Genomic DNA, 24,279 nt, shown 5'->3' on the forward strand with positions numbered 1-24,279 from the left:
CTCCGGGCCCGGAACCACCGGTTCGCGGGCCCGCGCGCCTATGCGCGGCTGTCGCGGCGCACCGCCGAGACCGCCTTGCGGGCGGCCACCAGCACCGGATCCCAGACCGGTGAGAACGGCGGGGCGTAGCCGAGGTCGAGAGCGACCATCTGTTCCACGGTCATGCGCACGGTCAGGGCGACGGCGGCGATGTCGATGCGCTTGCCGGCGCCTTCGCGCCCGGCAATCTGGACACCGAGCAGGCGACCGGTACGGCGTTCGGCGAGCAGTTTGACAGTCATCGGCGCGGTGCCGGGGTAGTAGCCCGAACGGCTGGTGGATTCGATCATCACCGTGACGTATTGCAGGCCGACGGCGCGAGCGTCCTTCTCGCGCAGCCCGGTTCGCGCCACCTCGAGATCGCAGACCTTGCTGACGGCGGTGCCGACCACGCCGGGGAAGGTGGCGTAGTCGCCGCCGACGCCGGAACCGATGATCTGGCCGTGCTTGTTGGCGTGGGTGCCGAGCGGGATATGGCGCAGGGTGCCGGACACCAGGTCCAGGACCTCGACGCAATCGCCGCCGGCCCAGATGTTCTCGTGGCCGCGCACCCGCATGGCCAGGTCGGTGACCAGGCCGCCCGCCGGGCCCAGGGGCAGTTCGGCGGCGCGGGCCAGATCGGTGTTGGGTCGCACTCCCAGCCCGAGCACCACCACGTCGGCGGGGTATTCGGCGTCGGTGGTGGTGACCGCTTCGACGCGGCCGTCGGCGGCGGTGCGGATGCCGGTCACCTCGGCATCGCCGATGACCTTGATTCCCATGCCCTCCATGGCTTTTCGCACCACCACGCCCATATCGGGGTCGAGGGTGGACATGGGTTCGGGACCGCGATTGACCATGGTGACCTGGTAGCCGCGATGGATGAGCGCCTCGGCCATCTCCACGCCGATATAGCCCGCGCCGACCACAACCGCGCGCCGGCCCGGATTCGATTCCAGGGTGTCGATGAGGGCCTGACCGTCGTCGAGGGTCTGCACGCCGTGCACGCCCGGGGCGTCGATGCCCGGCAGCGGCGGGCGGATGGGGGTCGCCCCGGTGGCGAGTACCAGTTTGTCGTAGGACAGCCAGGATTCGGCGCCGGATTCCAGGTCACGCCAGCGCACCCGCTGTCCGGGCACGTCGAGTTCGAGGACCTCGGTGCGCAGGCGCAGGTCGATATCGCGGGCCCGGTGCTCGGCGGGCGTGCGGGCGATGAGATCGTCACGAGCGCCGACCTCGCCGCCCACCCAATACGGAATCCCACAGGCCGAATACGAGGTGTAGTGCCCGCGCTCGAAGACCACGATCTCAAGCTCACCCGCGTTCTTCAGCCTGCGCGCCTGCGATGCCGCCGACATTCCGGTCGCATCCCCGCCGATCACCACCACGCGTTCGCTCATGCGGTTCACGTTACGAGACGACGGGGCGACAGCGTCACGCCGACCGGCCGGTCCGGGCGGTTAGTTCTCGTCCGCGCGGGCCATACCGGTTCTCGCACTCAAAGGTCGCGCCAGGTCCTCGAGCGAATGTCCTTCCGCGCGAACGCCGAAAATCAGTTCGACCAGTCCGGCCAGCAGCATGGCGAGTGCCCCGATGGCGAAGGCCACGGCGATGCGGCCGGGGTCGCCGTCGGCGCACAGCTTGGCGAAAACCAGGGGACCGGTCACTCCGCCCGCGATGGTGCCGAGGGCGTAGAAGAAGGCGATGGCCATGGCGCGGATCTCCATCGGGAAGATCTCGCTCACCGTCAGATAGGCGGCACTCGCGCCGCAGGAGGCGATGAACAGCACCGCGCACCAGCAGGCGGTCAGCGTGAGCGCTGACAGGTGGCCGCCACGGAAAAGCCATGCGGTGCCCAGCAACAGCAGTGCCGAGCCGATATAGGTGCCCGCGATCATCGGCACCCGGCCGACCGTGTCGAACAGTCTGCCCAGCAGTAGCGGACCGAAGAAATTGCCCAGGCACAGCAGCGCGAAATAGTAGCCGACGTGGTCGTCCGGAATTCCGAACGATTTCGACAGGATGAGCGCGTAATTGAAGGTGATCGCGTTGTACAGGAACGCCTGCCCGATGAAGAGCGAGAATCCGAGCACCGCGCGAGTGGGGTAGTCGCGGAACACCACCCGGGCGATTTCCCCGAATCCGGTCCGGCGGCGCTGCTCGATCTCGATGCGCTGGTCCGAGACGTCCTCGAGGGTGGCGCCGGTTTGCGCGCGCACCTGGTCCTCGATATCGGCGACGGTGGCTTCGGCTTGTTCGTCGCGGCCGTGAATGAACGCCCAGCGCGGGCTCTCCGGCACGTGCCGGCGCACCACCAGAATGATCAGGCCGAAGATCGCGCCGAGCCCGAAGGTCAAGCGCCAGCCCACATTCGGGGGAAACAGATCGGTGTTCAAGGCGACGATGGACAGGAGTGAACCGCCCAGCGCGCCCAGCCAGAACGTGCCGTTGATGACGATGTCGATGCGCCCGCGCAAACGGCGTGGAATGAGTTCGTCGATGGCGGAATTGATGGCCGCGTATTCGCCGCCGATACCGAATCCGGTCAGGAAGCGGAACAGCACGAACCACCACACCGAGAACGACAGGGCGGTCAGCGCGGTCGCGGTCAGATACAGCGCCAGCGTGATCAGGAACAGTTTCTTGCGGCCGAAGCGGTCGGTCAGCCAGCCGAAGAACAACGCTCCCGTGCCCGCACCCGCCACATACATGGCCGCCGCCAGCCCGGAAACCTGTGCGGCGCTGATATTCAGCCCGCTCCCCGGTTCCGACAGCCGGCTCGCCACACTGCCCACCACGGTGACTTCGAGCCCGTCGAGCATCCACACCGATCCGAGCCCGATCACGACCATCCAATGCCAGCGCGACCAGGGCAACCGGTCGAGCCGAGCCGGAATATCGGTGGAAATGGTTCGCACCCCGCACCGCCTTTCGCTCGTCGCCCCGACCGCAATACCCGGTGCGCCGCCGCCCAATCAGCGACCGCCCTCGTCACTTTCAGCCGGAATCCGCACACCCCGGGGCGAGACGTGTATCCCGGCTGCGGGCACGTCGGGGTGCCGGGGCGGGTGCGGGTCGAGTCAGCCCGTGCGGCGGTGGCGGGCGAGCTGGATTTCCAGCAGCAGGCGGTCGGCGGGGTCGTCGAGATCGATGCCGGTGAGGTCGGCGGCGCGGCGCAGCCGGTAGCGCAGCGTATTCGGGTGAATGCGCAGGGAAGTGGCGGCGCTGCGGACGTCGCCGTGTTCGCGCAGGTAGGCCTCGACGCTCTCGCGCAGGTTGGCGGCGTGCTCGCGGTCGTAGTCGAACAGCACGGTCAGGCGGGGATCGTGCAGGTCGGGGCGGGCCGCGACCAGGTCCAGGATTTCGCCGAGCAGTACGGCGGTGCGGGAATCGGCGAGGGTGGTGACGCGGGCGGCGGTGCCGGAATCCAGCACGCGGTCCACCTCGCGGCGGGCGCTCGCCACCGCGCCGAGGTCCGCGACGGGGAGGGCGATCGCCGCGCGTAGTGGCAAGGCGCGCAACACTTCCAGCTGCTCGACGAGCTGGCGCGCCCAGGCGGTGACGGCGGTCGCGGACTGATACGCCGGGAGCAGCACGTAGGCACGGTCGCCGATCACGGTGGCTTGTGCGTCGCGGCGGAAAGCGCTGGCGTGCAAGCGCATGGTGCTGCCGAGGGCGGAATGGTCGCGGGCGGTGGTGGTGTCCAGGCGCGCGAAACCGATGACGGCGGCGGGACCGGTGACGGGGATGCGCAAGGTGTCGGCGACCGCGGGGATATCGAGCTCGCCGCGACCCGCGCCGAACAACCGCTGGACGAGCAGCGCTTCGGTGGACGGCGCGGCGAGGCTGCGGGAGATGATGCGGGCCGCGATCGCGGAGGCTCCGCGCAGCACTTCCGCCGCGCCCGGTTTGAAGGGCCGTTCGCCTTCCTGGAGCCAGATGGACCCGAGAACCATTGGCGCGGAGGGCGTTCCATCGGCGGACTGGCGAATGCTGACCACCAGGCGATGCTTGATATCGGCCTGCGGCGGCAGGTCGATGACCTCGTCGGTCTGCCGCAGCCGGTCGAAAACGCCCCATTGCCGCAGCACCCGCAGGTATTCGCGCGGCCCCTCGCGCCCGAGGATCGACTGGATGCGCAACCGGTCGGCGGCCTCGTTCGACGCCGAATAGGCCAGCACATGCGAGCGCGGATCCTCGATGGACACCATGCCGCCCGCATGCTGGGCCACGATCCGCGCCAGCCCGAACAGGTCGGTGTCGGCGGCGAGTTCGTCGCGCAGCACGCCGCCGGGTTCGTCCGCCGCCACTGTCCCGCCTCTCCTCGATCGGTCGCCCGACATCCCGTCCGGCGCGGCGAGCGCGGCCCCGGGCTCGGCGGCGGCCGACCGCTGATCCGGCGCACCGCGATCGGGCGAACCTCGGCGCTCGTCAGGGACCTCGGTAGGCCGAACGTACAACAAGGCGGGCGGCAGGTTTGGCCGATCGGCTCAATCCCCGGCCGGGGTGCGCGGAGTTGACTCGCCGTACCGCCTCGAAGCCCGAGGCGGTCCACACCCGCCCCGCCCGCTCGATCGCGGACCCCGACAGAGCACAAGAACACCCGGCCCGGTGCCGCACCGACCGACCGAGAAACGTACCCGGTCCTTACCGCACCGGCCGGCCCAGCACCCCGCACCGGCCCGGTATCGAACCGGTCGGCCGAGCACCGCCCCGCACGTTGTCGAGCGCCTGAACTGTTCGAACGCGGCACACCGCCCGAGCTGTTCGGGCCCGGCTCACCAGATGACCGTCCCGGCCGATCGCCGCGCCGGTCGCGATTCCATACAGGAGGATTCATGGACGCCGTCACCAGTCCGCCCCGGCCGGTGAACGAACCCGTCGGCACGTTCGCGCCGGGGAGCCCAGAACGCGTTCTGCTGCAGGCGAAGCTGACCGAGTTGGCCGCGACGCCGGTCGAGGTGAATCACGTCATCGGCGGTAGACATCGACGGGGGGACGGGGCGGTCACCGAGATCGTGCAGCCGCATCGGCATGCGGCGGTGCTCGGTAGTTGTACCGCTGCCACGCCGCAGGACACGCGGGATGCCATTGATGCGGCTGCTGACGCCGCGCCCGAGTGGCGGGCGATGGCGTTCGAGGATCGGGCGGCGGTGTTCCTGCGGGCGGCCGAGTTGCTGTCGGGGCCGTGGCGGGAGACCCTCGCGGCGGCGACCATGCTCGGGCAGTCCAAGACCGCGTATCAGGCCGAGATCGACGCGCCGTGCGAGCTGGTGGATTTCTGGCGGTTCAATGTGCATTTCGCGCGGCAGATTCTCGCCGATCAGCCGATTTCGTCGGCGGGCGTGTGGAATCGGGTGGAGTACCGGCCCTTGGAAGGGTTCGTGTACGCGATCACACCGTTCAATTTCACGGCCATCGCGGGCAATCTGCCGACCGCGCCGGCGCTGATGGGCAATACCGTGCTCTGGAAGCCCGCGCAGACCCAGGCGGTGGCGGCCTATTGGACCATGCGGTTGCTCGAGGCGGCGGGGCTGCCGCCGGGCGTGATCAACCTGGTCAACGGGCCGGGGCCGGAGATCTCCGAAGTCGCGCTGGCCGATCCGCGGTTGGCCGGTATCCATTTCACCGGTTCCACCGGGGTGTTCCAGGAGTTGTGGCGGACGGTCGGGGCGAATATCGCGGGGTACGAAGGCTATCCGCGGCTGGTGGGGGAGACCGGCGGTAAGGACTTCGTGCTCGCGCACAGCTCCGCCGATCCGGAGGTGCTGACCACGGCATTGGTCCGGGGCGCGTTCGACTATCAGGGGCAGAAGTGTTCGGCGGCGTCGCGGGCATTCGTGCCGAAGTCGGTGTGGGAGCAGATGTCCGGCGATTTCATCGACAAGGTGTCGGCGCTGACCTACGGCGATGTCACCGATTTCGCCAATTTCGGTGGGGCGCTGATCGATCGGCGGGCCTTCGACCGCAATGCCGCCGCACTGGAACGGGCCAAGGCGACCGCGAGCCTGACCGTGCTCACCGGCGGGCGGGCCGACGACAGCGTCGGCTACTTCGTGGAACCGACCGTCCTGCTGGGCGATGATCCGGGCGACGAAGCCTTCCGGACCGAGTACTTCGGTCCGATCCTGGCCGTGCACGTCTACGACGACACCGCGCGCGGCGGCTTCGACGCCGTGCTGGACCTGGTGGATCGTGGTGCGCCCTACGGCCTTACCGGTTCGGTGATCGCCGACGACCGCGTCGCCGTCACCCGTGCCACCGAGCGGCTGCGGTTCGCGGCGGGCAATTTCTATATCAATGACAAGCCCAGCGGCGCGGTGGTCGGACAGCAGCCCTTCGGCGGGGCGCGGGCCTCGGGCACCAATGACAAGGCCGGGTCGGCGCAGAACCTGCTGCGCTGGACCTCGGCGCGCACGATCAAGGAAACCTTCGTGCCGCCCCGGGACCACCGGTATCCGCACCAGGCGATCGACGGGGAGGCCTGATGTTCGCGACCGTGCTGCGCCCGGGACTGCTGGCGGCCGCGCGCTCACCGCGCGTGCGGCGCACCGTCACCGGGATGACCTCGACCCGGAAACTGGTGGAACGCTTCGTGGCCGGGGAATCGGAGGCGCACGCCGCCGCGGCCACCCGGCTACTGCGGGAGACGGACCGGTTGGTCACCATCGACTACCTGGGCGAGGACACCACCGACCCCGCTCAGGCCGCCGCCACCGTGGACCACTATCGCGAGCTGCTGCACACCCTCGCCGACCTCCCGGCATCCGGGGAAACCGTTCGCCCCCTGGAGGTTTCGCTCAAACTGTCCGCCCTCGGCCAGTCCCTGCCGCGTTCCGGGCACGCCATCGCCCTGGAACACGCGCACAAGATCTGCTCGGCGGCCGACGCGGCGGGCGTGTGGGTGACGATCGACGCCGAGGACCACACCACCACCGAGTCCACCCTGGCCATCGTGCGGGAGTTGCGCCGCGAGTTCCCGTGGCTGGGCACGGTGTTGCAGGCCTACCTGCACCGCACCGAGGACGACTGCCGCGAGTTCGCGGGCCCGGGATCGCGAATCCGGCTGTGCAAGGGCGCCTATCGCGAGCCCGCGTCCGTCGCCTTCCAGTCCCGGGCCGAGGTGGACGCCTCGTACCTGCGCTGCCTGGACGTCCTCATGCACGGCCGGGGCTATCCGATGATCGCCACCCACGACCCCGCCATGATCGCCGCCGCCACCGCATCCGCCCGCGCGCCCGGCGACTTCGAGTTCCAGATGCTCTACGGCATTCGCGACGATGAACAGCGCCGGCTGGCCGCCGCCGGGCATCGCATGCGGGTCTATGTCCCCTACGGCGACGAGTGGTACGGCTATTTCATGCGCCGCCTGGCCGAGCGCCCCGCCAATCTCGCCTTCTTCCTGCGCGCCCTGCGCCCCGGCGCGCAGCGGTGAGCCCGGCCGGGCGTGTCGGATGAGGGGCGAGACGCCCGGCCGGTTGTCCTATCGGCCAACCGCTTTGAACTTTATTTAACCAATCGGCCGATCCGCGGGTATGTCATGGTCGGATTAGCTGAGCCTGCTCGAGTATGACCTGCGTTACCCGCATCGGCGCGGGGCGCAGCGGAACGAAAGGATCCCGCATGTCCATTGCGGAGTTGCGCGGCCAGATCTTGCGCCGCAAACCGATTTCGGACGTCGATGAGGACACCCCCGCCGATGAGCGGCTGTCCAGACATCTCGGCCTGTGGCAGCTGACGGCCATCGGGGTCGGCGGCATCATCGGCGCGGGTATCTTCTCGCTGGCCGGGTCGGTGGCCCACAAGACCACCGGGCCGGCGGTGCTGATCTCGTTCCTGATCGCCGGTGTGGCCAGTGCGTGCGCGGCGCTGTGCTACGCCGAATTCGCGGGCATGGTGCCCAAGGCGGGGTCGGCGTACACCTACGGCTATGTGTCCCTGGGCGAATTGGCCGGGTGGTTCATCGGCTGGGATCTGCTGCTGGAGTACGTGGCGGTGGCGGCGGTGGTCGCCATCGGCGTGTCCGGGTACTTCAACTTCCTGCTCGATCAGATCGGCATCACGCTGCCGGACTGGATGCTCGGCGCGTCCGGCACCGGCGACGGGCACGTGGTGGACGTGTTCGCCATGCTGTTCTGTCTCGGCACCGCCTGGGTGCTCTCGCGCGGCATTCGCAGCGTGGGCCGGTTCGAGACGGTGTTCGTGCTGATCAAGGTGGCGCTGGTGCTGCTGATCATCGGCTTGGGCGTGTTCCAGATCGACAGCGCCAATTACAGCCCGTACTTCCCGTACGGCACGAGTGCGGTGTGGACGGGTGCGGCGACGGTGTTCTTCGCGGTGTTCGGCTACGACGCCATGAGCACTGCGGCCGAGGAATCGACCGAGGCGAAAAAGCAACTGCCCAAGGCGATTCTGTATTCGCTGGCCATCGCCATGGTGTTGTACGTGGCGGCCACCCTGGTCCTGACCGGCATGCAGAAGTACACCGAGATCAGCCCCACCAGTGGCTTCTCCACCGCGTTCAAATCGGTGGGCATGCCCGGTATCGCGAACATCATCGCGATCGGCGCCATCGTCGGCATCATCACCGTCGTACTGACCTTCATGCTCGGCGTGACCCGAGTCTGGTACGCCATGAGCCGCGACGGACTGCTGCCGGAATGGTTCGCCAAGACCCATCCGACCCGCAAGGTGCCGACCCGGGTGACCTGGATCGTCGGTATCGGCGCCGCGATCCTGGCCGGTGTGCTGCCGATCAATACCGTTGCCGAACTGACCAATATCGGCATTCTGATGGCGTTCATCGTGGTCAGCGTGTCGGTCATCGTGCTGCGCTACACCCGCCCCGACGAACCGCGCGAATTCCGGCTGCCGCTGATGCCGGTGGTGCCGATCGTGGGCATCGGGTTCTCGGTGTACCTGATCTGGTCGCTGCCGTGGGAGACCTGGGTGCGCTTCGCCGGCTGGCTGGTGATCGGCCTGGTCATCTATTTCGGCTACTCGCGCATGCATTCCCGGCTCGAGCGCGGCGGCGCGGTGGCGCTCGAGGAGAGTTAGACGGATTGCCGGGACAGGCGGGCCGAGCGTTCCGCCTGTTCCCGGTTCGCGCCCATGCCGACCAGGATGTCGACGGTCGCCGGGCCGAGAACCGTTGCGACGCTGCGGCCTCCGGAGCCCAGGTTACCGGCGATCTCCAGCAGGACGGTGCCGTGCAGCAGGGCCCAGAGCCGGGCCGCCACCCGGCGCGGCGGGTCGGGACGCAGGTGACCGGTGGCGATCATGCGTTCGGCGGCGGTGACGGCGTGTTCGAAGGTTTCCGCGCCGATGGCGTCGGGGGGAGCGGATTCGGTGAAATCGCAGACGTATTGACTGCCGCCGACCGAGGGCCCGGTGAGGCCGAACATCAGGCGGTAGCGCTGGGGGTTGGCCAGGGCGTAGGCGCGGTAGGCGGCGCCGAGGGCGAAGAAGTCGGCGATGGGGTCGTCGGTGGCGGGGACGGCGGCCAGGGTGGCGCCGAAACGGGAGAACGCCTCGGTGACGACGGCTACCAGCAGGTCGGTCATGCTGCCGAAATGGGTGTAGACCGCCATGGTCGAGACGCCCGCGGCGGCCGCGACCCGGCGGGTCTGCAGCGCTTCGGCGCCATCGGTTTCCAGTAGCTGGATGGCGGCTTCGACCAGTTCGGTGCGCAGGGCCGGGTTGCCACGCCGAGCGGGTGGGCGGGAGCCGGAACTCATCGTTGAATCACCTCCATAACAGCGTTATTCTAGGACACATAACGCTGTTATTCCTTTGGAGGTCTCCAATGGGCAATCGCTATCTGAACGGCGGCTTCGCCCCGATCGACCACGAGTACACTCTCACCGAACTACCGGTCACCGGCCGGATTCCCGAGCATCTGAACGGGCGGTACCTGCGCAACGGGCCCAATCCCATCGGGGAGGTGGATCCCGAGCTGTACCACTGGTTCATGGGCGACGGGATGGTGCACGGCATCCGGCTGCGGGACGGGCGCGCGGAGTGGTATCGCAATCGCTATGTGCGCGGGCCCAGTACGTTGCGGCGGCTCGGCGAACCGGTGCGGTTCGAGTCGAATCCGTTGGCGGGCATGGGTTCCAACACCAATGTCATCGGGCATGCCGGGCGGTTCTTCGCGCTGATGGAGGCGGGGGCGGCCAATTTCGAGCTGGACGGCGACCTCGACACCGTCGGCATCTGCGATTTCGACGGCACCCTCGGCGGCGGGTACACCGCGCATCCCAAGCGGGATCCGGAAACCGGTGAGCTGCACGCGGTGTCGTACACCTTCCTGCGGCCGGGCACGGTGCAGTACTCGGTGATCGGTGTCGACGGGAAGGCCCGGCGCACCGTCGACATCGCGGTCACCGGATCGCCGATGATGCACGACTTCTCGCTCACCGAGAAGTATGTCGTCTTCTACGACCTGCCCGTCACCTTCGACACCGGCATGGTCGCGGAGATGATCGCCCCGCGCTGGCTGCGACTGCCCGCCCGATTGCTGTTGTCCGCCGTGATCGGCCGGGTGCCGATTCCGAGCCCGCCGCGCCCGAAGACCGCACCCGGCTATCAGCGGCTGCCCTACAGCTGGAATCGGCGGTATCCGGCGCGGATCGGCGTCATGCCGCGCGAGGGGTCGGAATCGGTGCGCTGGTTCGAGATCGAGCCCTGCTATGTGTTCCATCCGATGAACGCCTACGACGACGGCGACACCGTGGTGCTGGACGTGGTGCGGTATCCGAAGGTGTTCGACACCAACCGGACCGGACCCGACGACGGTGCGCCGAGCCTGGATCGCTGGGAGGTGGATCTGGCCGCGGGGCGGGTGCGGCAGAGCCGGTTCGACGATCGGGCGCAGGAGTTCCCGCGCATCGACGAACGCCTCGTCGGTAAGCGGCATCGGTTCGGGTATGTGCCCGCGGTCGGCACGGGGCTCAGTGGTGAATCGACCTTGTTCAAACACGACCTGATCAACGGCAAGACCTTCACCCGCTCGTTCGGAACGGGTAAAGGCTTGGGCGAGTTCGTGTTCGAACCCGCCGGTCCCGATGCCGCCGAGGACGAGGGCGTGCTCATGGGCTTCGTCTACGACGCGGCCACCGATCGCAGCGAACTCGCCATTCTCGATGCCGAGACCCTGGATTCGGTGGCCTCCATCCAGTTGCCGCACCGGGTGCCGGCGGGGTTCCACGGCAACTGGATTCCGGCGACCTAGACCGTCATTCAGTGCGTGCGGGACGGGTGAGCAGCACCAGGCTCACCGCGAGCACACCCATCCCGCACCAGGACAGCAACGGCAGGCGCTCGCCCACGACGGTGACGCCGAGCAGGGCCGCCACCGCCGGTTCGGCCAGGGTCAGGGTGGTGGCGGTGGTGACCGTGGTGTGGCGCAGGCCGTACCCGAACAGGCGGTAGGCCAGGAAGGTCGTGAACACCGCCAGGTGCAGGGCCACGGCCGCGCCGCGCGGGGTGGTCAGCCAGTGGATGCCGGTGCCGAGCACGACCGGCAGCACCAGTAGCGCCGCGCCGCCGAACATCGAACCCATGACCGCGCCGGAATCGTGACCGCGACCGATCAGGCGGCCGCCGACCATCGAGTAGATCGCGTAGGTGAGGCCGCCACAGGCCGCCAGGAGGACGCCGAGCGGATCGATCTCGTGCCGGTTCTCGCCCAGCGATGGGCCCAGAACCATGACGGCGCAACCGCTTACCGCCAGCACGGTGGCCATCGTCCAGCGGGCGGACGGACGGCCCTGACCGGTGAGCCAGGCGAGCAGGCCAGCGAACACCGGTGCGCTGCCCAGCGCGATGACCGTGGCCATGGCGACACCGGTGCGGGCGACCGCCGGATAGAAGGTGACGGGATATCCGGCCACGGCGATCGCGCCGAGAACGAGCAGCCCGCGGTCACCGGCGCTGATGCCGACCGTTGATCGGGGGCGGCCCGGCCGCCCGCGGGTGGTGAGAAACAGCAGCAGACCGCCCAGGACCAGTCCGGCCGAACCTATTGCGGCAGCGGATGTTCCGGCCGGAGCGAACGACGCGGCGGTTCCGGTGCTGCCCCACAGGACGGAGGCCGCCAGGATCGGGGCGGGGCCGCTCCAGAAATGGACGCGCGCGGGGGATGAGACGAGAGTTGAGGTGCTGGTTGGCACAGTCGTGTACTCCGTGTCGAATTCCATTGGGGAGGAGTCGAAACGAGCGCACGACGATATCCACGCTGAAAGCAGGGATCAGCGGGAGCGGGAAGCGAGAGCCGGCCGGTGCGCCCGATCAGGCGACGGGCGGCGGGGTGACGGTGTGCCAGAAGGTACCCATGCGGCGAGCGTACCCGTAGCGCGGGGTGCGGCGCGAAGGTGAGGGGAGTGAATTCACCGATTCGGGACGTGCTCCGCGAACCGATGAACTTTCCTTATGAGTTCACCCAGGCTTGCGAATAATCTTCGGTACCGTTGCGGTGTGAAGAAGGTTCCTTCGGCTGCCGCCAGCACTCGCGCGCTTCCCACCGGCGTCGGCGCCGCGCCATCGCCCCGGCAGGATCCGCCGGGACCCGCCCCCGTTCGAGCCCGTTCCCGGGTACAACACCCGGCCTCGACGTCCGGTCCCGTGCGACCGGCGCAACTCGACGAGATCGACCGGATCCTGCTCGACCAGCTGTCCCGCGACGGCCGCATGACCAATCACGCACTGGCCGAGGCCGCCGGGATCGCGCCGTCGACCTGCCTCGGGCGAGTGCGATCGCTGGTGGAACGGGGCGTGATTCGCGGATTCCACGCCGATATCGATCCGGCCGCGCTCGGGCGCGATCTCGAGGCGATGATCGCGGTGCGGCTGCATGCCGAGGCGCGCGGGGCGTTGGCGGCATTCGGGGCGCAGGTCGCGGAATTGCCGGAGGTGGAGAACGTGTATTTCATCGCGGGCGCGGACGATTACCTGATTCACGTCGCGACCGGGAGTTCCGGGGAGTTGCGGGGATTCGTCCTCGACAATCTGAGCGCGCACCCGGCGGTCGCCTCGACGGAGACGATCCTGATCTTCGAGCATGTCCGGCCCGGCGGGCGTCCGGATCTGTCCTGAACCGCCCGCCGGGTGCCGCTCTCAGGCGGCCAGGGTGTGCGGGGTGTATCCGTGTGCGGCGGCGACGGATTCGGTGAGCAGCAGCCCGTCGTGGGTGCTCAGGCCCGCGGCCAGGCCGGGATCGGCGGCGGTGGCGGCGCGCCAGCCGCGGTCGGCCAGGGCCGTGACGTACGGGAGGGTGGCGTTGGTGAGGGCGATGGTGGAGGTATTGGGCACCGCGCCCGGCATATTGGCCACGCAGTAGAAGATCGAGTCGTGCACGCGGTAGGTCGGGTCGGCGTGGGTGGTGGGACGCGAATCCTCGAAGCAGCCGCCCTGGTCGATGGCGATATCGACCAGGACCGAGCCGGGCTTCATCTGGGCGACCAGGTCGTTGGGGACCAGGGTGGGGGCCTTCGCGCCGGGGACCAGGACCGCGCCGATCACCAGATCGGCGGAGCGGACCAGGTTTTCGACCTCGAGCCGGTTGGACATGATGGTGCGGACCTGACCGTGGTACAGGTCGTCGATCTCGCGCAGGCGGGCGATGTTCACATCCAGCACGGTGACGTCGGCGTGCATGCCCTGCGCGACGGCGATGGCATTGCGGCCCGCGACGCCCGCGCCGAGCACGGTCACCTGGGCCGGGCGCACACCGGGCACGCCGCCCATCAGGACGCCGCGGCCGCCGCCGTGCCGCATCAGGTTGTAGGCGCCGGCCTGGGGCGCGAGCCGGCCCGCGACCTCGCTCATGGGGGCCAGCAGCGGCAGCGATCCGTCCCGGGCGGTGACGGTTTCGTAGGCGATCGAGGTGATGCCGGAGCCGAGCAGGGCGTCGGTGCATTCCTTGGACGCGGCCAGGTGCAGGTAGGTGAACAGCAGCTGCCCGGCGCGCAGGCGCGAATATTCCTCGGCCACCGGCTCTTTCACCTTCAGCACCAGCCCAGCGACGGCCCACACCTCGTCGGCGGTGTCGAGCACCTGGGCGCCCGCGCAGCGGTAGGAGTCGTCGTCGAACGCCGAGCCCGCGCCCGCACCGGTTTCGATGTACACCTCGTGGCCGCGGGAGACCAGTTCGTGGACACCGGCGGGCGTGCACGCCACCCGGTATTCGTGGTTCTTGACCTCGCGGGGGATTCCGATCCTCATGAACCGAAAGTATGAATATTCTGCGAGATCAATGCTAGACGGCTGAAGATGATTCTCGAATCGGCAATTCACCGCTACAGATCTTCGAATGAGACCGCCACCACAGTGCGTCAGCCGAAGCATCTTCGGTCTGCTACGTCGGCGGGTTCCAGCCGTCGTCGACGGGCCAGCCACCGCTGCGCAAATGTTCGCGCACCCGCGCCAGATCGGTTTCCCGGGGCATCTCGTCGGTGAGCCGGGTGATGAGCACGCCGACGTCCACTTTGCCGGCGGGCCACGCCCCCTGCCGCACCAGCGCCTCGGCCACCTCGCGGATCTCGGCCTCCGACAGCCGCCGCGCGAGCAATGCCACCAGCGGTACGTAATCCGCGTCGGGCACGCCCTGCGGGTATCCCGCACGCAACCATTCCACGATCTTGGCGACCAGGTCCGAAAGCCCCATTGCGTTGCCGCGCGGCCGGATTCAGAGGTCTCCGGGCCGGGCCAGCGGCCAGCCACCCGCCGCCAGCCGGGCCGCGACACGCGCCACGTCCTCTTCACCCGGCTTCTCGTGCGCCAATCTCGCGATGGCGGACTCGATCTCGGCGCGTTCCACCACGCCGTCGGTATCGGCGGACACCAGTTCCGCGATCACCTCCTCCACCTCGGTCTCGGTGAGCTTGCGATGCAGGACCGCGAACAGCGCCACATAGTCCTCACGCGGGACCCCGTGCGGGTAGCCCGCGCGCAGCCAGGCCAGCACGGCGCCGAGAATCGACCGGTTGGTGGTCATGGCTCACTTCTTCCGGGGTTTCGCGCCGAACAGCTGGATGTCGAAGGTGTGGCTGATGAAATCCCTTGCGATGAACAGGATTCCGGCGACCACCACCACGACGGTGACGGCGAAGCACAGGTAGGCGATGGTGCGCGCGAGCGTATCGCGGGCGGTCGCCGGGCCCGTGGCGGTGGCCGGTTCCAGCGCCCAGAGCCGGACGCCGACCGCGAAGAGCAGGGGCACGCCCGCGCCGAGCACGAGCGCGATGGCGGTCACCTCGCCGAGGGATTTCGCGATGGTGGTGAAGGTGTGCACGATCGTGCTCCTCAGTGCGCCGCGCCGGCGCGTTCGCGGGCCGACGGCGGGACCAGGCCGTCCGCCCAGTCCTCGTTCACATTGCTGGTGTCCACGCGGTTGCGGCGCGAACGCAGATACATGTAGACGGCCGCCAGGATCAGCACGCTCAGGTCGATGAGCACCCCGCCCAGACCGCCCACCAGATCGGCGACCCACCAGCACAGCGCGCCCACCAGCCCGGCCAGCGGCAGGGTCAGCAGCCAGGCCACAGCCATCCGGCCCATCACGCCCCAGCGCACTTCCGCGCCGGGCTTGCCCAAGCCGGTGCCGAGGATCGATCCGGTCGCGGTCTGGGTGGTCGAGAGCGGCAGGCCGAATTGCGCGGAGGTGAGAATGATGGCGGCCGAGGAGGTTTCGGCGGCGAAGCCCTGCGGGGAGTCGATCTCCACCAGGCCCTTGCCCAGGGTGCGGATGATGCGCCAGCCGCCCAGATACGTGCCCGCCGCGATGGCGACCGCGCAGGCCACCTTCACCCACAGCGGGATGTCCGCACCGGAGCTGAAGGTGCCGTGCGCGACCAGCGCCATGAAGATCACGCCCATGGTCTTCTGCGCGTCGTTGGTGCCGTGCGCGAGCGACACCAGCGACGCCGAACCGATCTGGCCCCAGCGGAATCCGGTGCGCACCCGCCCCGGATCGGAGCTGCGGGTCAGCCGGTAGACCAGATAGGTGCCCAGCGCGGCGACCAGCGCGGCCACGAACGGGGCCAGCACCGCCGGCACGATGATCTTGTTGATCACGCCGGTCTTGGCGTCGCCGGTCCAGATCACCCCGCTGGCGCCCAGGGCCGCCAGCGCCGCCCCGATCAGGCCGCCGAACAGGGCGTGCGAGGAGCTGGACGGAATACCGAAGAGCCAGGTGAACAGATTCCACAGGATGCCGCCCACCAGGCCCGCGAACACTATGTGCAGCAATGCCATATGGTGCACGCCGCCGATGTTCAGCAGCCCGCCCGCGACGGTCTTGGCGACTTCGACCGACAGGAACGCACCCAGCAGGTTCAGCACGGCCGACAGGGCCACGGCTGCCCGGGGGCGCAGCGCACCGGTGGCGATGGAGGTGGCCATCGCGTTCGCGGTGTCGTGGAAGCCGTTGGTGAAATCGAAAGCCAGCGCGGTGATTACGACAATCACCAGGACAATGAACTCGGCGCTCACGCAATTCAGTGTCGGCCCGGATGATGCTCGCGAACCCGGCGCGAGGAGCTGTTCACCTGATGTTCAGGCGATGGCCGCGTGTCACCGGGCGACGGTGCGGAAGAAGTTCCAGATCAGTTCCGCACCGTCGAACTGATGGGTGACGGGGCCGACCAGGGCGCGCGGAAGGTATTGCGGCCCATCGGGCCAGCTGTGACCGCCGCCGGTGACGGTGTAGAGCTGGACTTTCGCGCCGTCGGCGCAGTCGGCGGATTCGACCGTGACGGACGTGCCGTCGTCGGTGGTGGCGGGCAGAGCGGTGGAAACGGCGGGGCCGCAGGCGTTCTTCGTCCGCCACAGCTGCTGGGTGGCGGGCACCGACAGGACGGGGCTGTGGCCGCTGCCGCCGAGATTGCCGGAGGTGACGCGTACGGTGCCGCCGTCGTAGGGGACGATCGGGTCGGCGGTGCCGTGGATTTCCAGGACCGGCAGGGAATGCGCGGGCGCGCAGGCGGATTCGTCGGCGGCGGGCAGGGGGCCGGAGACGGGGGCGATGGCGGCCAGCCGATCGGCCAGGCGACAGCCCAGCAATTCGGTGAACATCGCGCCGTTGGACAGGCCGGTGGCATAGACGCGGGCGGGGTCGACGTGTTCGCCGGCGACGAGCCGGTCGATGAGGGCGGCGACGAACGCGACATCGTCGATGCCGGCCGCGCCGGCCTTGGTGTCCGCGCCGCGGCCGTCGTTCCAGGAGCGTTCGTAGCCTTCGGGATAGACCGCGACGAAACCGTCCCGGTCGGCGAGGCGGTCGAAAGTGGTGGCGCGGGACATGTTTGCGGCCGTGCCGCCGCCGCCGTGGAAGATCAGCACGGCGGGCCGGAGTCCGGCTGGCGCCGCGGTGGGACGGTGGATCAGATACTCACGGTCGATGCCGCCGGAGCGGAAGCCGGCGCGGGTGTCGGTCTCGGAGCGCGCGAACGCGCACCCGGCACACAGCAGCAGTGAAATAGCGGCCGCTGAAACATATTTGGGCCAACCCACCTTCGCGAGGATAGCCTCGTACCCGCCGGATACGCCGTCGGTGAACGCCAGGGGTGCCGCTGATGCGACGGGCCGAGAATGGCGGTGTCCGGATCGGATCGTGGAGGGTTTTGATGGAGAACGTACTGCTCACCCCGCCGGATGCGGCGGAGGTGCGGTTACTGGCGCGCGGTGTGGTGTCGGCGGCGCGCGGGGAGCAGGGGCTGACGCCCTTGCAGGAGTTGCTGATTCCGGCGATGTTCCTGTCGATGACGGGGCATCCGGTGGAGTTGGCCGAGCTGGAGCCGGTGGGTGCGGGGGAGTTCGCGGCCGGGCTGGCGCGGCGCAATCGGATCTTCCGGGAGCGGATCGTGCAGACCATGCTGCTGGCGGCGCTGGTGGTGCGGCCGTTGCCGGAGTCGGTGGCGAATCGGTTGCGTGAGTTCGCCGATGCGCTGGAAGTCGACGACGACATGATCGCGGTGGCGCAGAAGTACGCCGAAGGCGCGGTGGATCTCGCGGCGGTGGACTTCTCGCGCAACGGGTATCTGGGCGGGGTGCACGCGCAGCGGCTGGACGCGCTGCACACCACTGCGCTGGACAGTTCGTGGAGCGCGGTGGTCGATGATCCGGCGCTGGCGGGGCGGTGGGCCGAATTGTGGGAGCTGCCGGTCGGGACGCTGGGGCGCGGGGTCGCGGATTTCTATCGCGATCGCGGGTTCGTGACGCCGGGTAAGCCGGGGTCGGCGCCGCCGCTGCTGGCGCAACACGATTGGGTGCATGTGCTGGCCGGGTACGGGACCACCCTGGAGAACGAGATCGAGGTGTTCGCGTTCATGGCGCGAGCCAATGACGATCCGCGGGCGTTCTCGCTGCTGGCGATGGTGATCTCGCTGTTCGAGACCGGGTATCTGAAGGCGGGGGCCGGGCTGTTCGAAGCCAACGAAGGGCATCTGAGCACCGGCGGGATGGCGTGCCGGCTGGGTGACGCGATGCGGCGCGGGGCGCTCACCAAGGGCAGCCACGACTTCCTGGACCTAGATTGGTTCGCACTCGCTGATCGGCCGATCACGGTGGTGCGCAACGAGATCGGTCTGGTTCCCAAGGATGCGGTGGCGGTGTCGGCTGGTTCGGTCGGGCCGTGGCAGGCAGGCGGCATCACGCCGTATCAGCTGAACTCGGCCCGGACCGCGGCGGAATCCGAAGGCCGCGTCTATGTTCCGTGGCAACCGGATACCTCGCGCGACTGAGCGAACGCGACCCAGCTGGTGGACGCTTGGCCCGCGCGCTCATCTCGCGCGATCTGGGCCCGGGGGACTGGTGGATGCTGGCGGGGCGGACGCCTTAGGCGACCGAGCGACCATAACCCGGCTGGTCCCCGCTGACAGGGCGGACACTTTAGGAGGCTGTGCGACACGACCCGGCTGGTGACCGCTGGCGGGGAGGACGCCGCTGATCGAGCTGTGCCGGTCACGCGCGATCCCACAGTGGCGGTGCTCAGACCGAGCCGAGTAGTTCCAGCATGCCCGATACCGCAGCGGGCCAGGTGAACTGCTCGGCGCGGTGCCGGGCGGCCCGGCGGCGCTGGACCGGAGGTTTGGCCAGCACGTCGGTGACCGCCTCGGCGAACGCGCCGGGGTCGTCTGCGGCCACCGCGCCGCAGTCGGCGGTGACGATATCGGCGAGTGCGGAGGAGCGGCTGGCGACCACCGGGGTGCCCGCCGCGAGCGCTTCCAGGGCCGCCAGGCCGAACGTTTCGTGCGGCCCTGGTGCCAGCGAGATGTCGGCGGTGGCCAGCAGCGTCGCCAATCGGGTGCGGTCGTCGATGAATCCGGTGAAACGCACCGCCGGCTGCCCGTCGCCCAGCGGCGGAATCATGCGAGCCCTGCGTTCCAGGGCTTCCCGCCGCGGCCCGTCACCCGCCACCACCAGCCGCGCTCCCACCCCGGAACGCCGCAGCTCACCCACCGCTTCGATACTGCGATCCACCCGCTTCTCCACCGACAATCGCCCGCAATGCACCAGCAGCGGAAACTCGGCCGCCGCCAGATCATCCCGCAACGCGCGATCGTGCCGCAGCGGACTGAACATGTCCAGATCCACCCCCAACGGCACCAGCTCCACATTGGGCACGTCGATCCGCTCGAACTCCTCCCGAGCGAATTGCGTTGTGCACACCACGATGTCGTAGTTCTGCGCCGTCCGCCGATTCGCCACATCCGCCGCCCGCCGCGCCGCCGGCCCCGGCAGCACCTGCCCCAACAGCCGATCCAGCCGCTCATGCGAAATCATCACACTGGCCACGTCCCGCCGCCGCGCCCACCGCCCGAACCCCCGCAACGTCAACCGATCCGACACCTCGAGCGCATCCGGCCGCAACCCCGCCAAAATATCGGCCACCCGCCGCGGATGCGCCGCCCGATACCCCCCGGTCCACGGAATAGCCGGCGCCGGCACCGTAATCCTGACCGCCCCCGACGCCAGCACCTCCTCACTCCGCCGCGCCCCCGGCACGATCAACACCACTTCATGCCCCGCCGCCGCATACCCGTCCCCGAGATGATGCAGTGCGGTGCGCAACCCCCCGGAGCGCGGACCATAGAAGTTCGCCAACTGAACTATGCGCACGCCGCCGATCGTTGCAGCACAGCAGGTTACCGACGGGTCCCGTCACCCCAACACGACGTGAACACCGAACGAAGAACCCGGGAACCCGGCTCGCGGGCACTGGTCTGGCCGCTTGACCTGTTCGCGCGGTAGTTTCGGGGCATGGCGTTCAAGCGGATCGATCGGCGGACGGTGCCGGATACGGTGTTCGAGCAGTTGATGGGGGAGGTGCTCGAGGGGGAGTTGGCGCCGGGGGTGGCGTTGCCGGCGGAGCGGCAGTTGGCGGAGGCGCTGGGGGTGTCGCGGCCTACCGTGCGGGAGGCGTTGCAGCGGTTGGCGCATTCGGGGTTGGTGGAGGTGCGGCAGGGTGGGTCTACGACGGTGCGGGATTTTCGGCGGCATGCGGGGATGGATGTGTTGCCGCGGTTGCTGGTGCGGAAGGGGGAGATCGATCCTGCGGTGATCGGGTCGATTCTGGAGACTCGGCAGGTGCTGGGGCGTGAAGTCGCGGGGCTGGCGGCGGAGCGGGCGGGGGCGGGGTTGGGTGAGTCGCTGGAGGGTGCGCTGGATGCGCTTGGGGGGCAACAGGATCCGGTGGGGCAGCAGTTGGCGGCGGTCGCGTTCTGGGATCTGCTCGTGGACGGGGCGGATTCGATCGTGTTCCGGTTGCTCTACAACGATCTGCGGGCGGTGTACGAGCCGGCGGTGGCGGCGCTGGCGGGGTTGATGGCTCCGGAGGTGAGCCGGATCGAGGCGTATCGGACGGTGGCGGCGGCCGTGACCGCGGGGGATGGGGCGGCGGCGCGGGATTCGGCCGGGCAATTGCTGGGACTGGCGTCCGCGGAGTTCGAGGCCTTCACGCAGCGAATGGGCACTGTCGAGAGCTGACGCGTGACGGGGGCAACGCTGCGGTCGGCTTCGGCTACAGGACCTGCCGCGTACAGGACCTGCCCCGGTGGGACTCGTGGCTAGGACTGATAGGCCTTCCGCCAGGAGTATCCGACTCGGCCATACAACGGCCGCGGCACGTGAGCAGTCGACGCGATCACCCAGTGTCCGCACCTCCTGGCCCGCGCCCGCGAATACCAGCGGCGCGGCACCATCCGCGAAGCCGAACGCCTACTCCAGGCAGTCGCCCGAACCTGCCACTCCAAGGCCACGGCGCTGAGGGTCCTGAGCGGGTCGTTTATCCGGCGGTGTGGCGGTGCTCTGTTGCGGGTCGGCGGTTTGTGACTATATTGGTCTGACCACTTGGCCACCTGGCCAACGAGGACGTTTCGACAAGGCGGTTGGGCATGACGGCGCTGCAAGAGGTGCGATCCGGATCGGTGCTGGTCGAGCGGGCGCGAGCGGCGCAGGCGGGGTGGGGTGCGCTGGGGGTCGAGGAGCGAGTGCGGGTGCTGGGGCGATTGCCGCGGGTGCTGGCGGGGAATTCGGATCGGATCGCGGATGTGATCGTGGCGGAGAACGGGAAGCCGCGGGCGGAGGCGCTGGCACACGAGGTGGTGCCGGGGATCGCGTTGGCTCGGCAGCATCTGGGGGCGGCGGTGGCGACGTTGGGGGCCGGGCGGATCACGGCGCTGACCGCGCCGCATCGGAGAACGGTTCGGCTGCATCGGCCTTACGGGGTGGTGGTGGCGATCGCGCCGTGGAATCTGCCGTTCTTGATTCCGTTCAGTCAGGTGTTGCCGGCGCTGCTGGGCGGGAACGCGGTGGTGCTCAAGCCTTCCGAGTTGACGCCGCGGGTGGGTGCGGTGCTGGTGGAGGTGCTCACCGAGGCCGGGGTGCCGGAGGGGGTGTTACAGCTCGCGGTCGGGGACGGGGCGATGGGGGCGGAACTTGTTGCGGCGCGGCCGGACAAGGTGCTGTTCACCGGTTCGGTGGCGACGGGGCGGAAGGTGATGGAGGCGGCGGCGCGTTTCCCGATACCGGTAGGACTCGAGCTCGGCGGGGTGGACGCCGCCGTCGTGCTGGGGGACGCGGATCTGGAGTTCACGACGTCGGCGATCGCGTGGGGTGCGAATTTCAATGGGGGACAGGCTTGTTGCTCGATCGAGCGGGTGCTGGTGCACCGGGATCTGCACGATGCGTTCCTGGCGCGGCTCGAGGACAAGGTGCGGCGGATCGATGTCAGGAACGATCTCGCGCCGGCCATCGACGAACGGCAGCAACGGATCTGGCAGCGGCACGTGGATGCGGCGCGCACGGCGGGATTGGACGTGCGCGGTGGGGAGCCGCTGCCGGGTCGACATCTCACGCCCGCTTTGATCAGTGGCGATGGAGTGACCGCGGCAGAGGTGTGGACCGAGGAGACGTTCGGCCCCGTGGTCGCGGTGGCCCCGTTCGACAGTGACGAGGAGGCCGTGCAGCTGCACAATGCCACCGACTACGGGCTGACCGCGAGCGTGTTCTCCGCCGATGTGGACCGCGCCCGCGCCTTGGCCGGGCGGCTGCTCGCCGGATCGGTGGCGATCAATGATGTTGCCGCGACCCTGTATTCGACGCCCGAGCTGCCCTGGGGCGGGGTCGGGCGATCCGGCTTCGGGCGCTCACACGGCGTCGACGCGCTGCTCGACGCCTGCTGGGTGCAGGTGGTCGACGCACCCCGCGGTCCGGTCTTCGGGCCGAAACGCCCCTGGTGGTATCCCTACGGCCCCGAACTCGAGGACGCGTTCCGCGCCCTCGCCACCGGTTTGGCCGCGCCCGGCCCGGCCGGATTGGCGGGCGGCGCACAGCGGGCTGGCCGCCGCTTGCTGTCCATGCTCAGCCGGCAGCCGAAGTTATGAGCGCCGATCGATTGCCGCCGGCCGCCCACCGCACCGCTGCTTGCTCTCGGTGTCTGGCCACCGCACCGTCGCTCGCTCTCGGTGTCTGGCCACCGCACCGCTGCTTGCTTCCGGTGTCTGCCCCACCGCACCGCCGCTCGCTCCGGGTGTCTGCCCCACCGCACCGCCGCTCGCCCTCGTTGGCCGCACAACGCACCTGCCCGGTCACGGCCTCACCTCGCCCGCCGCGACACCAGCGCGCGCGAAATGTTCGAGACCGACTGATCGCTCCCGAAGCCGAGCACGTCCGCCCGCCGATCGACTCACGCCACGGCGACAGTTCCCCCGCCGCCCTCCGAATCCGAGGTCTGTAATCCGATGTCTGCTCTCCTACAGAACAATCCGCGCCTGACCCCGGGCGGTGACCATGTCGAATCCTGGTTCGTGCGCGCCAATGATCCGCATTCGCCGCGCGCGCTCTGGATCAAGGCGACCGTGCTCACCTCCCGCGACGGCACCGCCATCGCTCAGGCCTGGTGCAGTGTGTTCGACGGGGATCGGGTCAAGGCGTGGTGTGCCGATATCCCGCTGGCGGACGCCGTGTTCGACGCGGGCGAGAACGGGCAGGATCTGACGGTCGGTCCCTTGCGGTTGCGGATCGATGCCGATGGCGGCAGTTCGCGCGGAGCCCTGGCCGACGCGTCCGCGCGCGTGGAGTGGGGATTCGAGTTCGCCAAGACCCCGATCGTCGGGGAACCGCTGTCCATGTTGCCGACCGACCGGTTGCTCGACGCCAAGTTCCCGAGCAACAAGCTCGTCACCCCGTTTCCCGTCGCGGCGGTCAGCGGCTACCTGGAGTGGGCGGGCGAACGCTGGAACCTGGACGGCTGGCACGGCATGCAGGGACACAACTGGGGCACCGCGCACAGTCCCGAATACGCCTGGGGGCATTGCGTTTTCACCGACACCAATGGCGGTGCACCGTTCGCGGTACTGGAAGGTGCGTCCGGGCGCACCCGCCTGGGCGGCCGCGTCACACCGCTGCTGTCCATGCTGGTGATCCGGCGCGGCGACGAGGAATACCGCTTCGACCGCATCCTCGACCTGTGGCGCCAGCAGCCGCGCCTGGACTTCCCCGACTGGACCTTGCGTATGCGCGGCCGCGACGGCACCGCGACCCTGCGCATGCACGGCGCGCCCGCACGCATGGTCTGCCTGGCCTACCGCAATCCCGCCGCCCCCACCAGCTATTGCCTCAATTCCAAGACCGCCGCCGTCTCGGTGCACGTCGAACCGATCAACGGCAATGCCTTCCAGCTGCGCAGCGAGCATGCGGGCGCGCTGGAGTTCCTCACCCCGCAACCGCATCCCGCCGTGCGGCCGATCGTGTGAACGGAGT

At 69.1% G+C, this 24,279-nt stretch carries 21 protein-coding genes; 9 read left to right on the forward strand and 12 right to left on the reverse strand.

Annotated elements, in window-relative coordinates; all coding sequences use genetic code 11:
• Window positions 1–38 precede the first annotated feature (38 nt).
• From LTV02_RS11000 to LTV02_RS11010, 3 genes are all read right to left on the reverse strand, one after another.
• A complete protein-coding gene (locus LTV02_RS11000) occupies window positions 39–1,418 on the reverse strand; it encodes an FAD-dependent oxidoreductase (protein WP_233039896.1) in 1,380 nt (459 codons plus the stop codon).
• A gap of 60 nt (window positions 1,419–1,478) precedes the next feature.
• Window positions 1,479–2,936, reverse strand: coding sequence for an MFS transporter (locus LTV02_RS11005; RefSeq protein WP_233039897.1), 1,458 nt, complete (start codon window positions 2,934–2,936; stop codon window positions 1,479–1,481).
• A 162-nt stretch (window positions 2,937–3,098) separates the two neighbouring features.
• On the reverse strand, window positions 3,099–4,328 hold the full coding sequence (locus LTV02_RS11010; protein ID WP_332909571.1) for a PucR family transcriptional regulator: 1,230 nt from the start codon (window positions 4,326–4,328) through the stop codon (window positions 3,099–3,101).
• A gap of 528 nt (window positions 4,329–4,856) precedes the next feature.
• On the opposite strand from LTV02_RS11010, the gene pruA reads away from it, so the two are divergent.
• The 3 genes from pruA to LTV02_RS11025 all read left to right on the forward strand — a co-directional run bounded on the left by pruA (window position 4,857) and on the right by LTV02_RS11025 (window position 9,075).
• Window positions 4,857–6,506 (forward strand): L-glutamate gamma-semialdehyde dehydrogenase, encoded by a 1,650-nt coding sequence (pruA, locus tag LTV02_RS11015; protein ID WP_233039898.1) that lies wholly within the window; start codon window positions 4,857–4,859, stop codon window positions 6,504–6,506.
• Entirely contained in the window at window positions 6,506–7,453 is a 948-nt protein-coding gene (locus LTV02_RS11020; protein WP_233039899.1) for a proline dehydrogenase family protein, read from the forward strand. The genes pruA and LTV02_RS11020 overlap by 1 nt, the downstream gene beginning before the upstream one ends.
• A gap of 188 nt (window positions 7,454–7,641) precedes the next feature.
• A complete protein-coding gene (locus LTV02_RS11025; RefSeq protein ID WP_233039900.1) occupies window positions 7,642–9,075 on the forward strand; it encodes an amino acid permease in 1,434 nt (477 codons plus the stop codon).
• Here LTV02_RS11025 and LTV02_RS11030 read toward each other — a convergent pair.
• Window positions 9,072–9,755, reverse strand: a complete 684-nt coding sequence (locus tag LTV02_RS11030; protein WP_233039901.1) for a TetR/AcrR family transcriptional regulator — start codon at window positions 9,753–9,755, stop codon at window positions 9,072–9,074. The genes LTV02_RS11025 and LTV02_RS11030 overlap by 4 nt on opposite strands.
• A 68-nt stretch (window positions 9,756–9,823) precedes the next feature.
• Between LTV02_RS11030 and LTV02_RS11035 the strand changes: the two genes are divergently transcribed.
• Window positions 9,824–11,251 carry a carotenoid oxygenase family protein gene (locus LTV02_RS11035; protein ID WP_233039902.1) on the forward strand — a complete coding sequence of 476 codons (1,428 nt, stop codon included), beginning with the start codon at window positions 9,824–9,826 and terminating at the stop codon, window positions 11,249–11,251.
• Between the two features lie 4 nt (window positions 11,252–11,255).
• Here the strand turns inward: LTV02_RS11035 and LTV02_RS11040 are convergent, their stop codons facing one another.
• Window positions 11,256–12,191 (reverse strand): DMT family transporter, encoded by a 936-nt coding sequence (locus tag LTV02_RS11040; RefSeq protein WP_233039903.1) that lies wholly within the window; start codon window positions 12,189–12,191, stop codon window positions 11,256–11,258.
• A 451-nt stretch (window positions 12,192–12,642) separates the two neighbouring features.
• On the opposite strand from LTV02_RS11040, the gene LTV02_RS11045 reads away from it, so the two are divergent.
• Window positions 12,643–13,113 carry an Lrp/AsnC family transcriptional regulator gene (locus LTV02_RS11045; RefSeq protein WP_233039904.1) on the forward strand — a complete coding sequence of 157 codons (471 nt, stop codon included), beginning with the start codon at window positions 12,643–12,645 and terminating at the stop codon, window positions 13,111–13,113.
• Window positions 13,114–13,134: 21 nt separating this feature from the next.
• Here the strand turns inward: LTV02_RS11045 and ald are convergent, their stop codons facing one another.
• From ald to LTV02_RS11075, 6 genes are all read right to left on the reverse strand, one after another.
• Window positions 13,135–14,241 (reverse strand): alanine dehydrogenase, encoded by a 1,107-nt coding sequence (ald, locus tag LTV02_RS11050; RefSeq protein ID WP_233039905.1) that lies wholly within the window; start codon window positions 14,239–14,241, stop codon window positions 13,135–13,137.
• Window positions 14,242–14,374: 133 nt separating this feature from the next.
• Window positions 14,375–14,683 carry a DUF3349 domain-containing protein gene (locus LTV02_RS11055; RefSeq protein WP_233039906.1) on the reverse strand — a complete coding sequence of 103 codons (309 nt, stop codon included), beginning with the start codon at window positions 14,681–14,683 and terminating at the stop codon, window positions 14,375–14,377.
• Window positions 14,684–14,704: 21 nt separating this feature from the next.
• Window positions 14,705–15,013, reverse strand: coding sequence for a DUF3349 domain-containing protein (locus tag LTV02_RS11060; protein ID WP_233039907.1), 309 nt, complete (start codon window positions 15,011–15,013; stop codon window positions 14,705–14,707).
• A gap of 3 nt (window positions 15,014–15,016) precedes the next feature.
• On the reverse strand, window positions 15,017–15,310 hold the full coding sequence (locus LTV02_RS11065) for a hypothetical protein (RefSeq protein ID WP_233039908.1): 294 nt from the start codon (window positions 15,308–15,310) through the stop codon (window positions 15,017–15,019).
• 11 nt (window positions 15,311–15,321) lie between these two features.
• Window positions 15,322–16,509, reverse strand: a complete 1,188-nt coding sequence (locus LTV02_RS11070) for an inorganic phosphate transporter (protein ID WP_233039909.1) — start codon at window positions 16,507–16,509, stop codon at window positions 15,322–15,324.
• 81 nt (window positions 16,510–16,590) lie between these two features.
• Window positions 16,591–17,529, reverse strand: coding sequence for an extracellular catalytic domain type 1 short-chain-length polyhydroxyalkanoate depolymerase (locus LTV02_RS11075; RefSeq protein ID WP_233039910.1), 939 nt, complete (start codon window positions 17,527–17,529; stop codon window positions 16,591–16,593).
• A gap of 113 nt (window positions 17,530–17,642) precedes the next feature.
• Between LTV02_RS11075 and LTV02_RS11080 the strand changes: the two genes are divergently transcribed.
• The gene (locus tag LTV02_RS11080) at window positions 17,643–18,758 is read left to right on the forward strand and encodes a ubiquinone biosynthesis protein COQ4 (protein ID WP_233039911.1); all 1,116 of its coding nucleotides are present in this window, start codon (window positions 17,643–17,645) and stop codon (window positions 18,756–18,758) included.
• A 247-nt stretch (window positions 18,759–19,005) separates the two neighbouring features.
• Here the strand turns inward: LTV02_RS11080 and LTV02_RS11085 are convergent, their stop codons facing one another.
• Window positions 19,006–20,136 (reverse strand): glycosyltransferase, encoded by a 1,131-nt coding sequence (locus tag LTV02_RS11085; protein WP_233039912.1) that lies wholly within the window; start codon window positions 20,134–20,136, stop codon window positions 19,006–19,008.
• Window positions 20,137–20,277: 141 nt separating this feature from the next.
• On the opposite strand from LTV02_RS11085, the gene LTV02_RS11090 reads away from it, so the two are divergent.
• From LTV02_RS11090 to LTV02_RS11100, 3 genes are all read left to right on the forward strand, one after another.
• Window positions 20,278–21,003, forward strand: coding sequence for a FadR/GntR family transcriptional regulator (locus LTV02_RS11090; protein WP_233039913.1), 726 nt, complete (start codon window positions 20,278–20,280; stop codon window positions 21,001–21,003).
• A gap of 407 nt (window positions 21,004–21,410) precedes the next feature.
• Entirely contained in the window at window positions 21,411–22,901 is a 1,491-nt protein-coding gene (locus LTV02_RS11095; RefSeq protein WP_233039914.1) for an aldehyde dehydrogenase family protein, read from the forward strand.
• Window positions 22,902–23,258: 357 nt separating this feature from the next.
• Window positions 23,259–24,272: a hypothetical protein gene (locus tag LTV02_RS11100; protein ID WP_233039915.1), complete on the forward strand. Its 1,014-nt coding sequence runs from the start codon at window positions 23,259–23,261 to the stop codon at window positions 24,270–24,272.
• Window positions 24,273–24,279 lie beyond the last annotated feature (7 nt).

This window comes from Nocardia yamanashiensis (assembly GCF_021183565.1).
GTDB classification, from domain to species: domain Bacteria; phylum Actinomycetota; class Actinomycetes; order Mycobacteriales; family Mycobacteriaceae; genus Nocardia; species Nocardia yamanashiensis.

Coding starts and splice junctions, on each gene's coding strand:
- LTV02_RS11000 (WP_233039896.1), bottom strand. CDS start 1,418: ATGAGCGAACGCGTGGTGGTGATCGGCGGGGATGCGACCGGAATGTCG.
- pruA (WP_233039898.1), top strand. CDS start 4,857: ATGGACGCCGTCACCAGTCCGCCCCGGCCGGTGAACGAACCCGTCGGC.
- LTV02_RS11020 (WP_233039899.1), top strand. CDS start 6,506: ATGTTCGCGACCGTGCTGCGCCCGGGACTGCTGGCGGCCGCGCGCTCA.
- LTV02_RS11025 (WP_233039900.1), top strand. CDS start 7,642: ATGTCCATTGCGGAGTTGCGCGGCCAGATCTTGCGCCGCAAACCGATT.
- LTV02_RS11030 (WP_233039901.1), bottom strand. CDS start 9,755: ATGAGTTCCGGCTCCCGCCCACCCGCTCGGCGTGGCAACCCGGCCCTG.
- LTV02_RS11035 (WP_233039902.1), top strand. CDS start 9,824: ATGGGCAATCGCTATCTGAACGGCGGCTTCGCCCCGATCGACCACGAG.
- ald (WP_233039905.1), bottom strand. CDS start 14,241: ATGAGGATCGGAATCCCCCGCGAGGTCAAGAACCACGAATACCGGGTG.
- LTV02_RS11055 (WP_233039906.1), bottom strand. CDS start 14,683: ATGGGGCTTTCGGACCTGGTCGCCAAGATCGTGGAATGGTTGCGTGCG.
- LTV02_RS11060 (WP_233039907.1), bottom strand. CDS start 15,013: ATGACCACCAACCGGTCGATTCTCGGCGCCGTGCTGGCCTGGCTGCGC.
- LTV02_RS11080 (WP_233039911.1), top strand. CDS start 17,643: ATGGAGAACGTACTGCTCACCCCGCCGGATGCGGCGGAGGTGCGGTTA.
- LTV02_RS11090 (WP_233039913.1), top strand. CDS start 20,278: ATGGCGTTCAAGCGGATCGATCGGCGGACGGTGCCGGATACGGTGTTC.
- LTV02_RS11095 (WP_233039914.1), top strand. CDS start 21,411: ATGACGGCGCTGCAAGAGGTGCGATCCGGATCGGTGCTGGTCGAGCGG.
- LTV02_RS11100 (WP_233039915.1), top strand. CDS start 23,259: ATGTCTGCTCTCCTACAGAACAATCCGCGCCTGACCCCGGGCGGTGAC.